The organism is Xanthomonas sp. SHU 308 (genome assembly GCF_000364645.1).
Classification (GTDB): domain Bacteria; phylum Pseudomonadota; class Gammaproteobacteria; order Xanthomonadales; family Xanthomonadaceae; genus Xanthomonas_A; species Xanthomonas_A sontii.
Window position 1 is genome coordinate 1 of sequence record NZ_AQOK01000509.1, and the last position, 19,819, is coordinate 19,819.

The window sequence follows — 19,819 nt, forward strand, 5'->3', positions numbered from 1 at the left end:
TCGCACCGCCTCGGCCTGACTGCCATCGCCGACCACTGCGTGATGGTGCAACGCGGGACCGTGTCGCCGCTGCTGTTGGCTGATCGGGCGTCCTGAGCCGACAGCATCTCCTCCAGCACCTCATTCATGAGCAGGGCCACACGCTGCTCGGTCCGCTACAGCCTACTGCTTCGTGTGCGTCAGGCAGTCGGATATTTGGGACCAGCAGAAAAACAAAACCCCGCAAGCGGGGTCTTGTTCCTAGGCCATGCCATCTGGACAGGCAAGGCTAAATGGCCACACGCCCCCTACGGGATATCGCACTTCATCTTTCCATCCACGTAGTACGGCTTGGGGACGTCCGGATTCTGGCTGGTCTTCTCGAACACCACCTCGAACGAGTTGGGGTCCGGCTTGCCCTTGCGCTCAGTGCAGGCGTCCTGCAACTTCTTCTTGACCGCGGCGATGCCGGCGTCGCGGTTGGCACCGTCGGCGCTGTTGGTGAGATTGGCGACCTCGGCGAAAGCCGGCGAGGCGAGGCCCAACAAGCTTCCTGCGAACACGAGTGCGTGCAGCGTCTTCATGGCGTCTCCTTGTGTTGATGTCCGTACGCGGTGGGAGGCGTGCGTTGCGGCGCATGCGGCAATGCCCGGCGCCGCGGCCGCCCTCCAGCGCGGAGCTAGGATAGGGAGCGCTGGTTAAGACTTCGTAGGGATCGGCGCGCAAAACCGTCGCAGCAACATTCGACAGGTCAACGCAGCGCATTGACGCGGCGCTGGGTCTTCGGGCGGAGCGCATGCTTTGACATGCGCCGGCTCGCCCATGGACGCACAGGCCGCGCAGGACGACTCAGCGACTACTCGGTCCGCGGCGCCTCGTAGTTCTGCCCAGGCTGCAGCGTGGTGACGTAGGGGCCGTTCCAGTCGCGGTCGAAGATGCGCGTCAGTGTCTCGGCCGGTCCCTTGCCCTTGACGAACACCGAAGCGTCCACCGCGGTATTGAAGTAGCTCCATTCCCAGTTGCCGGTGCCGATCACGCTGCTGCGGTCGTCGGCCACCGCGTACTTGGCGTGCTCGACCCGCGCATACGGGATGAAGCCCTGCGGCGCCGGCGGCAGGCGGCTGAACTTCACCGCGATGTTCGGCAGCGCGGCCAGACTTTTCAGATAGGCCTGCATCGGTTCGCGCAGCGCCCAGTCGGCGACGATGATGTGCACCTGCACGCCGCGGGCGGCGGCGTCGCGGATGGCGCTGTCGACCGGCGCCCACCAGCCCTTGGGCCCGAAGCTGCGGATCGCCGAGAGCGTCATCACCTGGATGCGCAGCGCATGCTGGCTGGCGCGGATCATCTCGACCAGGGCCGGCTCCTCGGTGCTGACCCACGCCGGCTGCAGCGCCGGCGGGCTGAAGGCGGGGAAGGCGACCAGCGGCGCGTCGCTGCCGGCATCCAGCAGCACCGGATCGGTGGCGGTGACCGGAACGAAGTCCGGCGGCTGCACGCCGCGCGCCTGCGCCTTGGCCAGATTGCCTTCGTCGGCCAGGCGCCAGCTGTAGTCGAAGCTCGCGGCGAAGGTCTTGGCGAAGCGCGCGTCATCGATGCGCGCGCCGATCTCATGGATCTGCTCCAGCGCCCGCCAATCCCAGTTCTGGCTGCCGACGAATACGCTGGCGCCGTCGACGATCATGTACTTGGCGTGCAGCACGCCGCCTGTCAGCGTATCGACCGGCAGCACCCGCACGGTGATACCCGGCACCTTGCCCAGCCAGGCGACGCTGTCCGGGTTCTTGGCCAGGAAGGTGTGGTCGACCAGCAGGTGGACCGCCACCCCGGCGCGGGCGCGGGCGGCCAGTGCGTCCAGCACCGGCGTCAGGCCGGTGCCGGGCTTCTCGGAGATGTAGAACGCGGCGATGTCGATGCGCTGCCTGGCCCCGTTGATCATCGCCAGCCAGGTCTGCTGGGTGCGCGGCACGCCGGGTTCGCCGTAGACGCTGGCCTCGGGCACGCTCTCGACGATCTGGAACTGCGAGGGCTGCGGCCGGGCCTCGGCGCCGGTGGCTGCCGACAGCAGCAGGCAGGCCATGGCGGCGGACAGGAAGCGGCGTGCGGGATGCACGCTGGCGATGGAAGCGAGAGGCACGTTGGGTGTCCTTGCGGGAGCGTGGGAAGTGGATGCCGGGCGGCGATGCGCGTGCATGCTACCGGCAGCTGTCGTAGCTTGGCAGCCTGCTTTGCAGCGCATGTGTCAGTGAGATGGTCACGGCTAAGTTGGCGGTCCCGTCCAGGGGCGTCAGCGCTTCAAGGCAGAGCGCGCCACCAATGCGCACGCAGGCCGCGGCCGACCTTCATCGCTTGACCACTCACGGTCCTGATTGGATCAGGACGTCGCCATGCCGCGCCGTGCGGCGTTCGCAGAAGGAATGCATCGCCGTCCAACGGCACCGGCGACCACGTCGTGCCGCGCGAGAAGATTCAGGCCCGACCGTCGGCGAATGCGGCCTGCGCCTGCGCAAACCACTGCAGCACCTGCTGGCGATGCGGCTCGCCCCAACAACGCACGAATTGCTGGGTGTGGTGGTCGGTGAGGTCGTTGAGCGCGGCGATGCGTTGCGCGACGTAGGCAGGCTCCAGTCGCAGGCCGCAGTCGACCTCGATGCAGTGGCGCCAGGCGGTGTAGCTGTCGGGAATGATGGAAGAAGACATGAAGATCCCTGGAGTTCGGCGCCCATCGCGGCACAGGGCCGCCGTGCGAGGCGCGTCGGTGGTGGCCGGATGCGAACCGCGGCTGACTGACGGTAACGGCAGGCTTGCACCCGCGCTCGATAGTTCACTAATGTTATAGTGTAACTCAACCGATGCACTGCATATGCGACCTGGCATTCCCCTGATCCTGTTGCTCCTCTCCGCCAGCTCGCCAGCCACCGCTGCGATCCGCCACCATGGCCCGCACGTGCACGGCCAGGCCAACCTGGAGGTCGCCGTCGACGGCACCGCCGTGGACGTGCAGCTCAGCGCGCCCGGCATCGGCATCCTCGATTTCGAACACCCGACGCGCGATGCCGGCGAGCGCCAGCGGTTGGAGGCCGCGGTCGCCACCCTGCGCGGTGCGGGCTGGTTGCAGTTCCCGGTCGCGGCGGCCTGTTCGTTGCGCAGCGCGCAGGTCACCACCGAGGGCTACGACGTGGCGATGGCCGATCCGGACGAGCCCGGCCACAGCCACGCCGAGTTCCACGCCCGGTACGCGTTCAACTGCACGCAGCCGGCTAGCCTGGATCACCTGCAGGTGCTGTTGCCGCAACGTTTCCCGGGGCTGCACACGGTGCTGGTCGATGTCGCCACTGCTGCGGGCCAGGGCCGCACCGAGGTGGTGCCCGGGCAGACCCGGGTGAAGCTGCCGGAATGAACCAGCACCACGTCGTCGAACTGACCGAGCTGCGCTTCGGCTATCCCGGCGCCGCCGCACCGGTGCTGGACATCGCATCGTTTGCGCTGCCGCGTGGGCAGCAACTGTTGCTGCGCGGCGCCAGCGGATCGGGCAAGAGCACCTTGCTGGCGTTGATCGCCGGCGTGCTGCAGCCCACGGCCGGCTGCGTGCGCGTGGCCGGGCAGGACCTGGCGGCCTTGCGCAAGGCCGCACGCGATCGCTTCCGCGCCGACCACTGCGGCGTGGTGTTCCAGCAGTTCAACCTGCTGCCGTTCCTGAGCACCCGCGACAATATCGCGCTGGGCCTGCAGTTCTCGGCGCGCCGCGGCCGGCTGGCGGCGGGCACGCAGGCGCTGGACACCGAGATCGAGCGGCTGATGGTCGCGCTGGGCCTGGACGTGGCGGCGCTATGGTCGCGCCCGGCCGCGCGCCTCAGCGTCGGCCAGCAGCAACGCGTGGCCGCCGCGCGCGCATTGATCGCGCGGCCGCCGCTGCTGCTGGCCGACGAACCCACCTCCGCGCTCGACCCGGTCGCGGCACAGGCCTTCCTGCAGTTGCTGTTCGCCGAGTGCCGGCAGGGCGGCACCAGTTCGATCGTGGTCAGCCACGATCCGTCGATCGCGCCGCTGTTCGACGCCCAGGCCGACCTGGCCACGCTCAACCGCGCCGGCGCCGGAGGTGCACGATGAGCCTGTTGAAGCTGGCCCTGGCCAGCCTGCGCAGCCGGCGCCTGGGCGTGGCCTTGACCGTACTGGTGATCACCCTGAGCGTGACCCTGCTGCTGGGCGTGGAGCGGATCCGCACGCAGGCGCACGAAGGTTTCGCCAGCACCGTGTCCGGCACCGACCTGATCGTCGGCGCGCGCTCGGGCCCGGTGAACCTGTTGCTGTACTCGGTGTTCCACATCGGCGACGCCACCAACAACGTGTCGTGGAAGAGCTACCAGGACCTGAGCGCGATGCCCGAAGTGAAGTGGGCGGTGCCGCTGTCGCTGGGCGATTCCTACCGCGGCTACCGGGTGGTCGGCACCAGCACCGGCTTCTTCGAGCACTACCACTACGGCGCCAAGCATCCCCTGGCATTCGCGCAGGGCAGGGCGTTCGACGATCTCTACGATGCGGTGATCGGCGCCGACGTCGCCGCCGCGCTCGGCCGCCACCTCGGCGACGAGATCGTGCTGACCCATGGCACCGGGCGCATCAGCCTGGCCACCCATGCCGACAAGCCGTTCCGGATCGTCGGCATCCTGCGCCGCACCGGCACGCCGGTGGATTCCAGCGTGCTTGTGTCGCTGCAGGCGATCGAGGCGATCCATATCGACTGGCATTCCGGCGTGCGGCTTCCGGGCCACCACGTCAGCGCCGCGCAGGCGCGGGCGATGGACCTGACCCCGGACACCATCACCGCCTTCATGCTCGGCCTGAAGACCCGCATCGCCACCTTCTCGGTCCAGCGGCGGATCAACGAGTACCCGGAGGAAGCGATGCTGGCGATCATGCCCGGCGTCACCCTGCAGCAGCTGTGGGGCACGCTGGGCACGGCCGAAGGCGCCTTGCGCATGATCGCCTCGCTGGTGGTGCTGCTCGGCCTGGTGTCGATGGTCGCGCTGCTGGTGGCCACGCTGCAGGAGCGCCGGCGCGAGATGGCGATCCTGCGCGCGGTCGGCGCACGGCCGCGCGACATCGCCTGGTTGCTGCTGTTCGAGGCCGGCCTGGTCACCGTGGTGTCGTGCACACTGGCGCTGCTGGCGGTGACCGCGGCCAGCTGGCTGGCGCGCGGCTGGGTGCTCGATCATTTCGGCCTGGCGATCAACCGTGTCGCGCCCAGTGCCGCGGAGTGGGGCTGGCTCGGCTGCGTGCTGCTGGCCGGCGTGCTTGCCGGCATCGTGCCGGCCCTGCTGGCCTATCGCCGCACCCTGGCCGATGGCCTGTCGCCGGAGCTGTGAGCATGACCCGCTGGATCCTTCCCTTGCTGGCGCTCGCACTGCTGTGCGGCTGCGGCCGCCAGCAACAAGCCCCCATCCCGGAAAAAGCGCAAGCGACAGCGGCGGCGCAGCCAGCACCGACCAAGGAAGCGGCGATCAACCCGCCACTGGGCGAGCCCGATGCCGACGGCTATCGCGAGCTGGACTGGAGCGCGATGCTGCCGCCGGCCGAGCTGAAGGCGCTGGAAAATAGCGAGGAACCAGCGGTCAACCACACCGGCAAGCGTGCGATGCCGCAGACCGGCACCTACAACACCGTGGCCGCCGTGCTGGCGCGCAAGGTGCGCCTGCCGGGCTACGTGGTGCCGCTGGACAGCGACGACGCCGGCCGCGTGCGCGAGTTCCTGTTCGTGCCGTACTACGGCGCCTGCATCCACGTGCCGCCCCCGCCGCCGAACCAGATCGTGCATGTGCGCCTGGATACCCCGATCGACCCGCCCGACATGTACAGCCCGTTCTACCTGAGCGGCCAACTGCGCGCGGAAACCCTCCACGGCGAACTCGCCGGCACCGCCTACACGATGGAGCAGGCGCACCTGCATCCCTATGAAAAAGGCTGATCGCCATTTCCTGCTGACTGGAGTGCTGTGCCTGCTGGCGGGCTGCCACGGTGATGGCGGGAAGCAGCCTGACACGACGCCGGCACCATCGCCGGCAGCGACGCATGCGACCGCAGCCGCCGACGCCGTCCCGGACACAGTGGAGCGCTGGGAACAACTGGCACCGGCCAACGACATCTACCAGCGCCCGCCGCCGCGGATCGGCACCGCGTGGCGGGGCGACGCCGCGGTGCTGGATCAGCCGGCGCCGGTCGACGATGGCCCCTCGGTGGTCAATGGCATGCCGATCGACCATTCCGGCACCCAGCGCGCCGCGCAGTTCGGTTCATCGCAAGTGGTGAAGGGCCTGGAAGGCAAACGCTTCGCCCTGGACGGCTACGTGGTGCCGCTGGAAAGCGACGACCAGGGCAAGGTCAGCGAACTGCTGTTCGTGCCGTTCTATGGCGCCTGCATCCACGTACCGCCGCCGCCCCCGAACCAGATCCTGCACGTGGTGCTGCGCACCCCGATCGACGTGCCGGAGTTGTGGGACCCGTTCCACCTGCAGGGGCGGCTGCATCTGGCCGACTTCAAGGCCGATATCGCCAATGCCACCTACGAGGCGGAGGACGCCACGATCACCCCGGTAAAGGGCTGAGGGCGCGGTCCGATGCGCCTGAAGTCGCCGATGCGTTTGGCGATCGCGATCGCCGCCTGTGGGGTCGTTGCCGGCGGCGTGCTGTTGGCATTGCGCACGCACGGGCATGTGGCACCGACACCGCGTGCTGCTGCGACCACGGCGATCCACCCGCCAACTGTGCCCGCATTTCATGTCGCGCCATTGTCCGAAGATGCCGCCGACAAGCACATCACCACACTGCTGCACAGCGACGCCGCATTCGCGCGCGACGCCACATTCCTGATTGCGGCCAGCATCCGCGAACGCTGCGCACCGGCCCATTCTGGTGAATTGGCCAAGATGGCCAACCGCGCCCGCCTGCCGGTGCTGGTCGCAACGTCTGAGGTGATGGCACGCGAACCCGACTTGGACCAGCCGATCTATCAGGCGATCCAGCGCATTGCCGCCGCTGCGCCCTGCGGCCGCGCGCTCGACCTGACGGCGACCGGCCTGCCGCTGCAACTGGACCCGGAACGCTACGCGGCGGCGTTCCCCGACAGCTACTACCAACCCACGCTGGACACCGTGCCGCACGAGTACGCCGGCCAGCCGCTGGGCACCCGCGCGGCACAGGAATGCCAGTCGATCGCCTACGCGGTGCTGCCGCTGGGCCGGGATGGCTGGCAGTGCAGAGCGCTGTGGTCCGGCATGCGCCCGCGGATCGTCAAAGCCTGCGAACAAGCCCGCAGCGAAGCCGGGCAGGGGGCGGGTGAGGCGATTCCGCCGGAGGTCGCGAACCGGCTGACGCCGATGGTGGCTGGCTTGCTGGAGAAGTTGCCGGAATCCTGTCGCTGAGTGCGCGCGTGCTTTTGCACGGCGGAAGCTAACGGCTGCCAACGGCAGGAGTTGGCCAAGACAGAAGTTCGCGGAGTAGCTGATTAGGGCGGTTTCCACGCCACGTTGTTGCGTTGTGCCTTACGTTGACGTGCCCTCGAACACCTGCAACCGCACCTGGATGAACTCCAGCAACGCCCGAACCCGCGCAGTGACCGAATGACGGTGACTGTAGGCGCCAAGCAATTGCAGCGGGGCAGGGCATAGATCCAGCGGCACTTCCTGCAACCTGCCTGCAGCAAGATCTTCCTGGCACGGGTAGGCCGCAACGATCGCAAAGCCGAGACCCTGGCGCGCGCCGGCCACGGCGAGTTCCCCGCTGTTGACGCGATAGCGGCTGCGCACGGGCACCTTCACGATCTCGCCCGCAGGATCGAGAAACTGCCAAGGCTGCCCCTTGAGTGCACTCACGGTGGTGATGCAAGGCAAGGACCTGAGTTCGCGCACGTGTCGCGGCGTCCCGGTTTGGGCCAGCAGCTTGGGGGACGCGACCACGATGCTGGGCAAGGTCGCCAGTTCGCGGGTAATGAACGCACTGTCATCCTGACGTCCACGGTGAAACACGAGGGAGAGGTCCATGTCTTCCCGTAGCACCTCTAGTCCGATGAGGCGCGTGTCGCATTCCAACTCGATGCCAGGATGAAGACTGCAGAATTCCGCGAGGATCGGCGCGAGCAACCTGGGCGCTTCGTTGGGCATGCACATCCTGAGAGGCCCCTTCAATTCGCCTTGTACTGCGCCGAGCTCCTCCTCCGTGGAGAGCAAAGCGTCGAGGAGCGGCTTGGCACGCGCATAAACCAGCCTCCCGGCTTCCGTCATGCGCAGATAGCGCGTGCTGCGTTCCAGCAAGCGCGCGCCCAGCCTGCGCTCCAGCGCCGCGACATGACGGCTGACGTTGGACGACGGCAAGGCCAGCAGGCGCCCAGCCCCGGAAAAGCTCTGCGCGTCGACGACGGCCACATAGACGCGGACTGCATTCAGATCGAGGTTGGTGCGCACCATTATCCCAAATAGGGTATGAAACCGCGCCATTTTCGCACGCTAGTTAGCGGAATTGGCGAGGTCCAAGATGCACTCCCGTCCAACGGCTGCCCTGTAATGGCACGCCTGGACCAATCGAATCGGGATGTATCGGCATGGAGATCGGAATACTGGGTGGCGGCATTGCAGGCTTGAGCGTGGCCCTCGCGTTGCACAAGCAGGGGCACACCCTCCGCGTCTATGAACGTCGGAACGGGCCGGCCACCATGGGCGCTGGCGTGACGCTTTGGCCGAACGCGGGCTTTGTGCTGCAAGAACTCGGGTTGTTGGAGGATGTCGGGGCAGTGGGCGGTCGGCCAGTGTCGGTACACCGCAAAGACGCAGCGGGTAACGCGCTGGGAGGCCTGGACATCACACTGCTGGACCAACTCATGGGCTACCCGACCCATACGATCCTGCGCCGCGACTTGCAGGCGGTACTGCTCGACCACGTGGCACGCGCTGGTATCCAGGTGGAGTTCGGGCATCGAGCCATCGCGATCGACCTGGATGCCGGCGGCAAGGCCGTGGCACGGTTCGAGAACGGGAAGAGCATCTGTCCGGATCTGCTCATTGGCGCGGATGGCCGCATGGGCTCGGTGGCGCGCAAGTTCGTCGCCGGGGACAACACGCCCATCTACCAGGGGTTCGTGAACTGGATCGGCGTTGCACAGGGCAATGGCCCGTTGCTGAGCGACATGGCGATTCACGATTACTGGGGGTCAGGCGATCGTTTCGGTTGCGTGCCGATTCGGACGGATCTGGTGTACTGGGCCGCCGCGCAGGCGCGGCCATTGCCCGAGGCGAAGCCTGCAGCGGAGACGCACAAGGAGGTGATGGATCTGTTTGCAGGATGGCCGGAGCCGGTCGCCCGCCTCATCGAAGCCACGCCTGCAGACTCCATCCAACTGATCGCCGTGCATGACGTCGAGCCGCTACACACCTGGAGCCGAGCAAACGTGCTGCTCGTCGGCGATGCGGCGCACGCGCCACTGCCGACCTCGGGCCAGGGCGCCTGTCAGGCGTTGGAAGACGCCTGGCATCTGGCGCGGTGCCTCGAAGCGGCCGGCGGTGCGCTGGATCAGGCACTGCCGCGTTTTGCCGCAATCCGCGGACCCAAGACCACAAAGCTGGCAGAGCAGGGCAGACTATTCGCGCGCGGCCTGTTCGCCCAAGACCCCGAAACCTGCCGTCTTCGAAACGAGCGCGCCAAGGCGTCCGATCCATTGCGCGATGCCCAAGCCATGGCGGCAGGATGGTCGCAGGGGTTGCCGATGGCCGATTGCACCGAAAGGGCGCCGGCGAGCGGTGTTGGCAGTCTGTATCGCCTCTGAAAGATAATCCTGATCAGAATGTTCCGTGGTTTCTCCCGCCAGAAGCATTCCACAGGATTCGAAGAACCACCTCCCTTAGATGAAGAGCCGTAAAGCGGGACTCGCCAACTCGGGTTCTAGGCTCGGCTTACGCCGACATCCTGAAAAGCTCTCTTTTGGTCGAGAACAAGCGCGCCTGGGAAGCGATTAGGGAGCGTTATCGGGGGTAGGGTAGAGGTCCGATTTTGGTCTGAAGCAGACATCCGCATCAATAGTAGCGTCTCGAGAATAGCCGACACCGGGCTTACTTACATCTTCAACCACCTCGCACTTGAGCTTCCTACGCCTGGGATTGGACGCTCACCATGGCTTGCAGCGGCTTGCTTGTGAGCACCCATGGAGATGCGGAGAAGGGTAATAGACTGCGGAAAAAGCGGATCCTAATATAACCCGCGGTCGATGCAAGCTATGTGTTGGCATTTAATAAACCCCCAATCAATAACGTTAAGCCACTCACACCTAAGTCTTGTTTGAGTTGCCCATATTAAAAGAATCGGTCCGCATGCCATTCTCTTCCGACCTGTCGATAGTTGAGACTTCTTTCGCCGATATGGATATCGACATGCCGTCAAACTTCAATGTTCGGTTCTTGGGCGCATCGCCAAATGGGCGGTAGTCATACTCAGCGAATGGGATGTAAGCGACAATTCCGAGATACAGAAAAATAAGGAGCCTGGAGCTTCTCGCTCCGATCTTGTATAGCCCGTCAGCGTGAATTTGAAGGTCCATTTCGAGCCGCTCCACTTTAAACCAGAACGCTGCATCGTTATCAGAAGCGCCAGCTCTTTTTAGCCATTTATGCAGATGCGCAACTATGGCCTTGCGCTCTTTCTCAATGTGTAAAAATGAATGGCCATACACTGCATTCCGAATGGCATGCACCAATTTCGAATCAGCCTCAATTTCCTTCTGCCAGGCTTTAAAAGCGCTGCCGTGCTCTTTGTCCTTTTTAAACGACTCAAAGCGATCATTAACTAATTTATTGAACCTAAAAGTGCCCAGGGTGAAATACGTACTATTTTGATCTGATACCAAATTTCCAATACACTCCATTGAAAGGCCAAAAAATCCAATTGTAAGCGGCATCATGGAAATTCCATTCCTTAGTCCGACTAGGTAGTAATTCATGGCCTGCCCAAACAGCGCTTTTTCCCAGGCTGATGAGTAATTGTTTTCTTTCTTAAAGACGACATCTAAGAACTCTTGAAGCTGCTGCTGACTGGCGCTGAAGCCCCCCCTATTAAATGAATGCCTAGTGTCTTCTCGCTGGAATGGATCCGTACAGTCTTCACCAAAGAAAACTGACAACCAAGCAAGAAAGGTGTCATGATCAGCATGGTACTTTCCAGATGATATGGCGATTACTTTGCCTTCGTCGAATTCGCCATGTTTGAATTTTAATTCGTAATGGATCCCACAGTAGAAAACATTCCAGACATCATCTGAATTGGTAATGTAGCAATGCTTGAGGTGAATAATTATGTTACCCATTACGTTCCCTATAAGAATTCTGCTCAATTCTCAAGCTGTCACCCCCATCTTATCGATCAAGTCCTAATTGGCTTGAGTGCAATTGCAGTTGGGAAGCGCCCCTTGGGTGCGTTCCCCGAGACGCCACCATATCCCGCCAGCTTCTAGTGCGGCGGTTGTAGACCTGCGAGTTCACTAAGTCGCCGAAGAGATTCAGCCAATCCCTCGGGGGCGGCCTTGGTCGTCTCTCCCAAATATCGCCAACATGAATAAACGCTTGTAGTTCCTTGATAGATCCATGCCCAATCATCGGGAGTGACATCTAAGAACAAGCGATTTTGAAGGTCCAGAGGAGTGTTACGCCTCAGCAAATCCCCGCAATAAATTTGATTTGTACCAGCGAGCCCTTGAATTTTGCATGCAAGGTTGGCCGCAGGCCCGACTGCCGTCAGGTAGCTTCTATCGTGATCTGCAGATCCTCTCGCGGTGCCGATACGAGCCAAAAGCAGATCACCCATATCTAGTCCAACTCGGGCATCTACCGGCTCAATGCTATGCCGAGCGAGAAATGGATTCACGATACTCCCAAGAACGTAGAGCATTTCGGAAGCAGCTGCGAGTGCACTTCTTGCAGCAGTGGGATCATCTTCCCCAATCCCAAGCACGCCCATGAGCCCGTCCCCAGTGTTTTTCTCGACATACGCTCCGTGTCGATAGAGAACCCTCATCATTGCCGGAATCACAGAATTAAGCATGAAGAGCGTGCTTCTAAGCTCGTCATCGTCGGAAGATTTGGTCCGCTTTGTGAAACCGCGAATGTCGAAAAATATGACAGCGGCCCTTACTCGGCGAGCGGAGCCAATCCGAAGGTCATCCACAGCAGGCGCAACACGTCCATTTGTGATGTCAGCCAGTCGATTGAGAAGTTTGGGTGCGGTCAGCTCGATGGAGGCAACATAGCCGTCATACACGGAAGCAGGAATGGAGTGTGTCATCACGGTCCCACCGCTACAGCCAGGACGAAGGAAGCGCAGGCGGCTGCAAACCATAGGATGGATCTGCGAACCGATCGCCCCTTCTTTAGAAGGACTGCGCTAACAAAGAAATTCTGCTTGGAGTATTCATACATTACTTGTTCCGGATCCAACTTTCGGAGAGATTCCTGATAGGCATTGGCACTCCGAAACTTAGCAATATCAGCCCAAAATACATGCCCACTTCCACTATGCGGAGTTCGAGGCAGCACCACGAGAAGCGCACATAAGGCAGCCACACCTGCGAACGCAACGGCTGCAATTCTCAAGATCGGATCGGCCTTGTGCGCCTGATCTGACAGGCCCAAACCAATCAGCACAAGCGCAGCACCCGCAACCGCCGTCGCCTTGACATCCATCAGTTGGATGTACTGATTGAGATACCCATTAATTGCATACGGAAAATCTTGCCTATCCATCGGCGCGCCCTGAGAATTGAATTGGGTGGCAGTATGCCAAACGGATAAGCCGTGCGCCCATACCCAGCGAGGAATTGCATTTGGGTGTAGGGGCGTTGCCCCTACGAGGAACGCTTCACCCGCGCTGGTGCGGCTTCGGCCCACGACTCATGTAGACCACATTGGACATCCGCTCCCAAGCGCAGGCTAGCCTCTTGATGCGCCTTCGATGCGACGGTTGTGATGATCGTAGATGCACCCAACTGACGGGCGAACATGGTTGCGGTCGTTCCGATACCTGAAGCGCCTCCGCGATCAGAACCGATTCACCAGCCTTGAACTGCCCTCGCTGGAACAGATTGAGCCACACTGTCATGAACGTCCCGGGTAGCGCAGCGGCTTCAACCATGATCAGCCCATCTGGGATTCCGATTGTGACGCGCTCGTCAGCCACCGCGTACTGAGCATAGCCGCCACCGGTCAGCAATGCCGCAACGCGATCTCCCTTTGAATGATCTATGACATTGGCACCCACAAGCCACCACTTCATGTCGGATGCGCCGGGAGGCGGGTTGTGGAGCCCCTTGCACTGCAGGATGTCAGGTCAGCGGGGCAGGGCGTGAACTCACCGAAGGCCTTTCGTCGCTGTTCGCCGCCCTGGTCCTGCTGAGCGTGGGGCTGTGGATGCATCAAAAGAGCGTCGGTGGCCGCTGGCAGGCCTATCTCAAGTCGAAAATGACGGCGGCGCTCGATCGACGTTCGGCCTGGTTCCTGTTTGGCCTAGCCTTTCTTTCGGTGTATCGGGAGGTGTTCGAGACCATCCTTTTCTATGCCGCGCTGTGGAGCGAGGGTCAAGGCGAGTGATTGCTGGGCGGCATGCTGGCCGGCGCGGCCGTCCTGGGGCTGATTGCCTGGGTGTTACTGCGGACCAGCCGGCGCCTGCCGATCGGGCGGTTCTTCTCGGCAAGCTCCGCCCTGATCGCGGTGCTCGCCGTGGTGCTGACCGGCAAGGGAGTCGCGGCGCTGCAGGAAGCGGGATGGGTGGCGGTGTCCCTGGCACCGGTGCCGCATATTGAGTGGCTGGGCCTGTATCCCACTTGGCAGTCGCTGCTGGCCCAACTGGCCGTGATCGCCGTCTTGGTGGTCGGTTTTCTCATCAACACAGCGCAACGGCGCGTTGCCGGGCCCGCCGCGCTTCAACCGAGGGAAGAGCGCTCATGAGTCATTGCGGCTGCCATGCCGAGGGGACGAATGAGCGCGAGCGGGGCGTGTTGCGCCTTGCTCTGGTGCTCAACGCGAACATGTTTGTCCTGGGCGCCATCGCTGGTGTGATCGCGCAATCGATCACTACAGCAAATTTCGCATAATGTATCTTATGTAAAAATCAACCAGACCCGACGCGGCCCCGCAATCCAAGACACTATCAGTCCCACCAACCTCACCGCACCGTCACCAATCCCTGCGCCCCCGCCCACTGCTGGATGTCGTCACGGCGGATCGCCGCGGCCATCAGGCCTGGGAATGCGTCCGGGGTGCAGGCGAACGATGGCACGCCCAGCGCCGCCAGCTTGGCCGCCAGGGCGCGGTCGTAGGACGGTGTGCCTTCGTCGCTGAGGGCCAGCAGCACGATGAACTGCACGCCGGATTCGACCAGTTCGCGGGCGCGCGCCAGCAGCCGGTCCTCGACGCCGCCTTCGTACAGGTCGGAGATCAGCACCAGGATGGCGTTGTGCGGTTCGCGGATGATGCTCTGGCAATAGCTCACCGCGCGGTGGATGTCGGTGCCACCGCCCAGTTGCACGCCGAACAGCAGGTCCACCGGATCGTCCAGTTGCTCGCTCATGTCGACCACTTCGGTGTCGAACACCACCAGGCGCGTGGACACCGCCGGCAGCGAGGCCATCACCGCGCCGAAGATGCTGGAATACACCACCGAGGCGGCCATGGAGCCGCTCTGGTCGATGCACAGCAGGACTTCGCGTTGCGGCTTCCTGGCCTTGCGGCCGTAGCCGACCAGGTCCTGCGGCACCACCGTGCGCAGTTCCGGCTGCCAATGCCGCAGGTTGCTGCGGATGGTGCGGTGCCAGTCGATCTCGGCCAGCCGCGGGCGGCGGTTGCGGCGCGCGCGGTCCAGGGCGCCGGTCACCGCCGAGCGCATCGGTTCCTCGAGCTGGCGCAGCAGGCTCTCCACCACCTGGCGCACGACCATGCGCGCGGTGTCCTTGGTCTGCGCCGGAATCACCTGGCTCAGGCCGATCAGGTTGGCGACCAGGTGCACGTCGGGCTGCACCTGCTCGAGCATTTCCTTTTCCAGCAGCATCTGGGTCAGATCCAGGCGCTGCAGGGCGTCGCGCTGCATCACCTGCACCACCGACGAGGGGAAGTAGCGGCGGATGTCGCCCAGCCAGCGGGCCACATTGGGCGAGGAGGCCCCTCGCCCACCGCGGCGCCCCAGGCCGCCCGGGCCATCGGGCTCGTACAGCGCGGCCAGCGCCTGGTCGATGCCCTGCAGCGGCTTGGGCAAGGCGCCGCAACTGGATTCGGCCTCCTGCCCCAGGATCAGGCGCCAGCGCTGCGCGCGCGAGGTGGGCGTGTCGGGCGTGGATGGCGTGTCGGTCATGCGGGCAATCCCAGCAGTTCGCGCAGCGTCGGCACCGCGCGCTCGGCGCGGGCCAGGTTCCAATCGGGGACGACAGCGGCCTCGGTTTTCTCCACCGGCGCCTGGCGCACGCGCGTTCCCAGGTCGCGGCGGTCGGCGGGCTGGAAGGCGGCGAAGGTGCGCCGCACCAGCGGCAGCACGCGCACCAGTTGCGCCTCGTCCAGCGCCACGACCCAGGCATCGATCATCTGCCACACGGCATCGTCGTGCAGCAGCACGGTGGCGTTGCGGTTGAGGAAGCCGTCCAGCCATTGCGCGGCCTGCAGCGGTTCGGCACCCGGCGACAGGTGCTGCTGCAGTTGCAGGTGCACGATGGTGCCCTGCACCGCCTGGGTGTCGAACAGCAGCCGCAGGGCGACACCCTGTAGCAACGCGTTGCATGCCGGCGACAGCGCCACGCGTTGCAACGCTTGTTGCCAGTTGGCGCTGCCGTCCGCATCGCCGCGCAGGCCGATGGCGCGATCGGCGTCCAGAACGATGCTGCGCGCCTGCTCGGCGCGGGCCTCATCGAGGCTGGACAGCGCCAGGGTCAGGCCGATGACCGCGCGCGCCAGCATGCTGTCGAACAGGTGCGCGACCTGGCGACCCTCGGTCTGGCGGACATTGCCGTAGCGGTACACGTTGGCCAGCGGCGGCAGCGCACTCAGCAGCGCCAGCGGGTCGGCATCGGTGGCGGCACGGGCCTCGAGTTCGGCGGCGATCGCGCTGACCGCCTGCGGCAGATCGGCCAGCAGCACCTGGTCCACCAACGCGGACAACGCCGGCAGCGCCTCGGCCTTGCGCGCCTGCGCGATGGCCATGCTGGACGCGGCATCGGCCAGGGTCTGCCCGTGGCGGCTGGCTTGCACCAGCTCCACCAGGAACTGCGGCTGCCAGGCCACTTGCCAGACTTCGTGGAAGGTGCCGCGTGCGGACTGCCCGGTGCGCGCCAGCCGGCCCCATTCGATGCCGATCAGGCGCAGCCGATGCAGCAGATGGCTGCGCGCCAGATCGGTGTCCTTGCGCAGGTCCAGATCCAGGGTCTTTTCCAGCGCTTCGGGTTTCAGGCGCAGGCGCTTCTGCTGCGCCTCCAGGTCGCGCTGCAGCGGCACCGCCGGCACGCTGTCGGGTACCTGACCCAGGGCGTCGCCGACCATCAGGCGCTCGCGGATGAGCCGCATGGGCGCATCGTCGCCGTTGCAGATGACCGCGCGGCTGGCTTCGGCGATGTCGTCCAGGCCCGGGGCCGGATGGCCACGCAAGGCAGCCAGGGTGTCGGCCAGGCGTGTGGCCTCGATCAGGTGCGCCGACGAGCAGTCGAGTCCATGCTCGCGCAACAGGCGTCCCACCCGCGCATACCAGCCGACGGCGCGTTGGTCGTGGACGCCACTGCTGCGCCACAGGTGGTCGTACCAGCCCGGCGCTTCCACGCCGGCACCGTAGCCGCTGTCCATGCTCAGGTGGCGATAGGTCCACGGCACCCAGGTGCTCTGCGTCTTGCGCTTGGGCATGGCCTTGAGCAGGCGGCTATCCGCGGTGGCGCTGTTGGCGCGCAACGCGGCAGGCTGCAACGCCGGCACATGCCAGGCGCCGCAGACCACCGCGACGCGCGTGAACGCCTTGCTGGCGCTGCGCAGCGCGCTGCGCATGTGGGCTTCGCGCACGGCCTCGTGTTCGCCGCACAGGCCGGGATGCTCCGGCGTGTGTTCGCGCACGGCGGCCATGGCCTCGGCGATGGCGTCGAACAGCCCCTGCCCGTCGCCCCGCTCTTCCACCATGTGGTTCCACCAGGCCTCGCCGTCGGCATGGCCGGCGGCGCGCGCCAGCCAGTCCAGCGGATCGGACGGACGCACCTCGGCGCGCTCGTCCTCGATTGTGTCGGCGTCGTCCTGCGCCGGTGGCGGCGTGTCCGCCGGTTCCGGCATTTGGTCTGCAGGCGCAGCCATGCGCTCGGCACGCGCCTGCGCCTGCCATTCCAGGGTCAAGGCCGGCGGCACGTCCATGAAGCGCACCGTCACGCCGTTGCGCAGCGCCCAGTGCATGGCCTGCCATTCCGGGGAGTACGCCGCATACGGATGGAACACGGCCAGCTGCGGGTCGTCGACGCAATAGGACAGCAGGGCCACCGGCGGCTGCATGCCCTCCTCCAGCACGTGCGGCAGCAATGCCTCGGTACCTGCCGGCCCTTCGATCAGCACACAGTCCGGCTGCAGCGCCGTCAACGCGGCGACCAGGCTGCGCGTGCAGCCGGGGCCGTGGTGGCGAATGCCGAACAGGGAGATGGCTTCGCTCATCGAGGCCGGCCCGCTCAGGCCTGCTCGCGGAACGCGCGGTACAGGTCCTTCCAGTCCTCGCGCTCCTTCACCACGGTTTCCAGGTATTCCTTCCACACCAGCGCGTCCTGCACCGGATCCTTGACGATGGCGCCGATCATGCCGGCAGCCATATCGCCAGGGCGCAACACGCCGTCGCCGAAATGGCCGGCCAGGGCCATGCCGTTGTTGATCACCGAAATGACCTCGGCGGTGGAGAGCGTGGCGGTCGGGCTTTTCAGCTTGGCCTTGCCGTCTTCGGTGACGCCATTGCGCAACTCGCGGAAGATGCGCACCACCCGCGCCACTTCCTGCAGCGCCGGCGGCTCGGCCGGCAGGTCCAGCGCCGCGCCCATTTCGGCCACGCGCTTGCGCACGATCGCCACTTCGTCCTCCTCGCTGGACGGCACCGGCAGGATCACGGTGTTGAAGCGGCGCTTCAGCGCGCTGGACAGTTCGTTGACGCCCTTGTCGCGGTTGTTGGCGGTGGCGATCACGCTGAAGCCGCGCACCGCCTGCACTTCGCTGCCCAGCTCCGGGATCGGCAGGGTCTTTTCCGACAGCACGGTGATCAGCGCGTCCTGCACGTCGGCCGGAATGCGGGTGAGCTCCTCGATGCGGGCGATCTTGCCCAGGCGCATGGCCTGCATCAGCGGGCTCGGCACCAGCGCCTTCTCGCTGGGCCCGTTGGCCAGCAACTGCGCATAGTTCCAGCCGTAGCGGATCTGTTCTTCGCTGGTGCCGGCGGTGCCCTGCACCAGCAGCGTGGAATCGCCGCTGATCGCCGCGGTCATGTGCTCGGAGACCCACGACTTGGCGGTGCCCGGTACGCCGAACAGCAGCAGGGCGCGATCGGTGGCGATGGTCGCCACGGCCACTTCCATGAGGCGGCGGTCGCCGATGTACTTGGGGCTGACCACGAAGCCGTTCTCCAGCGTGCCGCCGAGCAGATAGGTCACCACCGCCCAGGGCGACAGCTGCCAGTTGGCAGGCCGCTGGCGGTTGTCCTGGCGGCGCAGTTCCTCCAGTTCCTCGGCGTATTGATGTTCGGCGTGCTGGCGCAGGACGGCAGTGCTCATGAGGTCTCCAGTGAAAGGCGTGAGGATCAGGATGCGGCGTGCAGGCTCTGGCGCAGGACCAGGAGCTGGCGGGCCTGCTGCACGCAATCGAGCAAGGCGGCGCTGGCGTCCGCGGGCGGATCGGCCACCTGCACCCGCGGCAATGCCGACGGATGCAGGACGGAAAGCAGTTCCAGCAGCGCGTCGCGCAGCAGATAGTCGTGGCGCAGCATCGGAGCGCCGAACAGCGAGCCCAGGTCTGTCGCCAGCGACTGCGAATAGGCGGCGCTCAAGTGCTGGCCGTGGGCGGTGCCGGCCAGCACCTCGCCGAGCAGCGCCTGCCGCTGCAGTTGCGCGGTACTCGGCGGCCAGTAGCGCTCGCGCCGCTCCGGCGGCAGCAGGGCCAGCAGCTCGCTCGGGCTGCGCTGCCGTTGCTCCACGTCGAGCAGGGCTTCCACCCAGGCTGGCTCGCTGGCGTCCACCTGCTCCAGCCAGGCACGCAGCAGGGCGGCGTCCCACTCCGTGGTGCGGGACCAGGCCAGCACCTCTTGCGGGGTCTTCTCCAGCGTGCGGCACCACCAGGCGAGCGGCAACTGCCGCGCCAGTTGATAGAGCCACCAGGCGCGCTCACCGAGCGCGTCGCTGTCGGGCCGCTTGCTGTCGATGGCCGCCTCGTTCCAGCCGGCATCGGCCGCCCTCGGCGCCTCCAGGGTCCAGCTCACCCGGCGCAACAGGCCGGTGCGCTGCTGTTGCAACACCGCCGACATCTGCGCCTGCAGGTACTGCGCATGCGCGGTGGACGGCAACCGCGCCAGCATCGGCCCGGCCAACTGGCGGACCTCGCGGCTGCGGTCCTTCAGCAGTTGCTGCAGGAACGGCGCATCGGCCTCGCACAACTGCGGCCGCAACGCATCGACGCAGGCGGCACGTTCACGTGCGGACAGTTCCTTCTGCGCGTCCTGCAGGCGCTGGCGCGCGCCGTCGGGGTCTGACGCGCGCAACTGCCGCAAGGCCAGCAGGCGCGCATCGAACGTGCCCTCCTCCCAGATCCGCGCCAGATCGGCAGGCGTCTGCGCCGCC

The 19,819-nt window shown here is 65.2% G+C and carries 20 protein-coding genes and 1 pseudogene; 9 read left to right on the forward strand and 12 right to left on the reverse strand.

Going from position 1 to position 19,819, the window contains the following annotated elements; translation table 11 throughout:
• Positions 1-287: 287 nt before the first annotated feature.
• The 3 genes from D588_RS0115275 to D588_RS0115285 form a co-directional block, all read right to left on the reverse strand.
• The gene (locus D588_RS0115275) at positions 288-563 is read right to left on the reverse strand and encodes a hypothetical protein (protein ID WP_017910537.1); all 276 of its coding nucleotides are present in this window, start codon (positions 561-563) and stop codon (positions 288-290) included.
• Positions 564-835: 272 nt separating this feature from the next.
• A complete protein-coding gene (locus tag D588_RS0115280) occupies positions 836-2,116 on the reverse strand; it encodes a phospholipase D-like domain-containing protein (protein ID WP_043085272.1) in 1,281 nt (426 codons plus the stop codon).
• Between the two features lie 332 nt (positions 2,117-2,448).
• Positions 2,449-2,679, reverse strand: coding sequence for a hypothetical protein (locus D588_RS0115285; RefSeq protein WP_017910539.1), 231 nt, complete (start codon positions 2,677-2,679; stop codon positions 2,449-2,451).
• A 190-nt stretch (positions 2,680-2,869) separates the two neighbouring features.
• On the opposite strand from D588_RS0115285, the gene D588_RS0115290 reads away from it, so the two are divergent.
• From D588_RS0115290 to D588_RS0115315, 6 genes are read left to right on the forward strand one after another with little or no spacing between them, the layout of a single operon-like run.
• Positions 2,870-3,379 carry a DUF2796 domain-containing protein gene (locus D588_RS0115290; RefSeq protein WP_017916599.1) on the forward strand — a complete coding sequence of 170 codons (510 nt, stop codon included), beginning with the start codon at positions 2,870-2,872 and terminating at the stop codon, positions 3,377-3,379.
• Positions 3,376-4,089, forward strand: coding sequence for an ATP-binding cassette domain-containing protein (locus D588_RS0115295; RefSeq protein ID WP_017916600.1), 714 nt, complete (start codon positions 3,376-3,378; stop codon positions 4,087-4,089). The genes D588_RS0115290 and D588_RS0115295 overlap by 4 nt, the downstream gene beginning before the upstream one ends.
• A gap of 2 nt (positions 4,090-4,091) precedes the next feature.
• Complete coding sequence (locus D588_RS0115300) at positions 4,092-5,345, forward strand: ABC transporter permease (RefSeq protein ID WP_026143754.1); 1,254 nt, start codon at positions 4,092-4,094, stop codon at positions 5,343-5,345.
• A gap of 2 nt (positions 5,346-5,347) precedes the next feature.
• Entirely contained in the window at positions 5,348-5,944 is a 597-nt protein-coding gene (locus D588_RS0115305; protein WP_017916601.1) for a DUF3299 domain-containing protein, read from the forward strand.
• Positions 5,931-6,581, forward strand: a complete 651-nt coding sequence (locus D588_RS0115310; RefSeq protein ID WP_043085274.1) for a DUF3299 domain-containing protein — start codon at positions 5,931-5,933, stop codon at positions 6,579-6,581. The genes D588_RS0115305 and D588_RS0115310 overlap by 14 nt, the downstream gene beginning before the upstream one ends.
• A gap of 12 nt (positions 6,582-6,593) precedes the next feature.
• Positions 6,594-7,397 carry a hypothetical protein gene (locus D588_RS0115315; RefSeq protein ID WP_232764309.1) on the forward strand — a complete coding sequence of 268 codons (804 nt, stop codon included), beginning with the start codon at positions 6,594-6,596 and terminating at the stop codon, positions 7,395-7,397.
• Positions 7,398-7,517: 120 nt separating this feature from the next.
• On the opposite strand, the gene D588_RS0115320 is transcribed toward D588_RS0115315, so the two are convergent.
• Positions 7,518-8,438 carry a LysR family transcriptional regulator gene (locus D588_RS0115320; RefSeq protein WP_198526775.1) on the reverse strand — a complete coding sequence of 307 codons (921 nt, stop codon included), beginning with the start codon at positions 8,436-8,438 and terminating at the stop codon, positions 7,518-7,520.
• 134 nt (positions 8,439-8,572) lie between these two features.
• Here D588_RS0115320 and D588_RS0115325 point away from each other — a divergent pair, with 134 nt between their 5' ends.
• Positions 8,573-9,790: an FAD-dependent monooxygenase gene (locus D588_RS0115325; protein WP_017916605.1), complete on the forward strand. Its 1,218-nt coding sequence runs from the start codon at positions 8,573-8,575 to the stop codon at positions 9,788-9,790.
• Between the two features lie 498 nt (positions 9,791-10,288).
• On the opposite strand, the gene D588_RS27935 is transcribed toward D588_RS0115325, so the two are convergent.
• From D588_RS27935 to D588_RS27945, 4 genes are all read right to left on the reverse strand, one after another.
• Positions 10,289-11,320 carry a hypothetical protein gene (locus D588_RS27935; protein WP_157836473.1) on the reverse strand — a complete coding sequence of 344 codons (1,032 nt, stop codon included), beginning with the start codon at positions 11,318-11,320 and terminating at the stop codon, positions 10,289-10,291.
• Between the two features lie 143 nt (positions 11,321-11,463).
• Positions 11,464-12,294, reverse strand: a complete 831-nt coding sequence (locus tag D588_RS26750) for an adenylate/guanylate cyclase domain-containing protein (RefSeq protein WP_232764310.1) — start codon at positions 12,292-12,294, stop codon at positions 11,464-11,466.
• Entirely contained in the window at positions 12,294-12,752 is a 459-nt protein-coding gene (locus D588_RS27940; RefSeq protein WP_157836475.1) for a Pycsar system effector family protein, read from the reverse strand. The genes D588_RS26750 and D588_RS27940 overlap by 1 nt, the downstream gene beginning before the upstream one ends.
• A 115-nt stretch (positions 12,753-12,867) precedes the next feature.
• Positions 12,868-13,281, reverse strand: coding sequence for a hypothetical protein (locus D588_RS27945; protein WP_157836476.1), 414 nt, complete (start codon positions 13,279-13,281; stop codon positions 12,868-12,870).
• Positions 13,282-13,334: 53 nt separating this feature from the next.
• Between D588_RS27945 and D588_RS26755 the strand changes: the two are divergent.
• Positions 13,335-13,952 (forward strand): annotated as a pseudogene (locus tag D588_RS26755) (FTR1 family protein); the annotation flags it as partial.
• Entirely contained in the window at positions 13,949-14,098 is a 150-nt protein-coding gene (locus D588_RS27950) for a hypothetical protein (protein WP_198526776.1), read from the forward strand. The pseudogene D588_RS26755 and the gene D588_RS27950, both read left to right, overlap by 4 nt.
• 71 nt (positions 14,099-14,169) lie before the next feature.
• On the opposite strand, the gene D588_RS0115340 is transcribed toward D588_RS27950, so the two are convergent.
• The 4 genes from D588_RS0115340 to D588_RS0115355 all read right to left on the reverse strand — a co-directional run.
• On the reverse strand, positions 14,170-15,351 hold the full coding sequence (locus D588_RS0115340) for a VWA domain-containing protein (RefSeq protein WP_017916608.1): 1,182 nt from the start codon (positions 15,349-15,351) through the stop codon (positions 14,170-14,172).
• Positions 15,348-17,663, reverse strand: a complete 2,316-nt coding sequence (locus D588_RS0115345) for a DUF5682 family protein (RefSeq protein WP_017916609.1) — start codon at positions 17,661-17,663, stop codon at positions 15,348-15,350. The genes D588_RS0115340 and D588_RS0115345 overlap by 4 nt, the downstream gene beginning before the upstream one ends.
• 14 nt (positions 17,664-17,677) lie before the next feature.
• Positions 17,678-18,760, reverse strand: coding sequence for an AAA family ATPase (locus D588_RS0115350; RefSeq protein WP_017916610.1), 1,083 nt, complete (start codon positions 18,758-18,760; stop codon positions 17,678-17,680).
• Between the two features lie 26 nt (positions 18,761-18,786).
• Positions 18,787-19,819 (reverse strand): DUF5691 domain-containing protein (locus D588_RS0115355; RefSeq protein ID WP_026143757.1); only part of this gene is annotated, 1,033 nt, incomplete at its 5' end.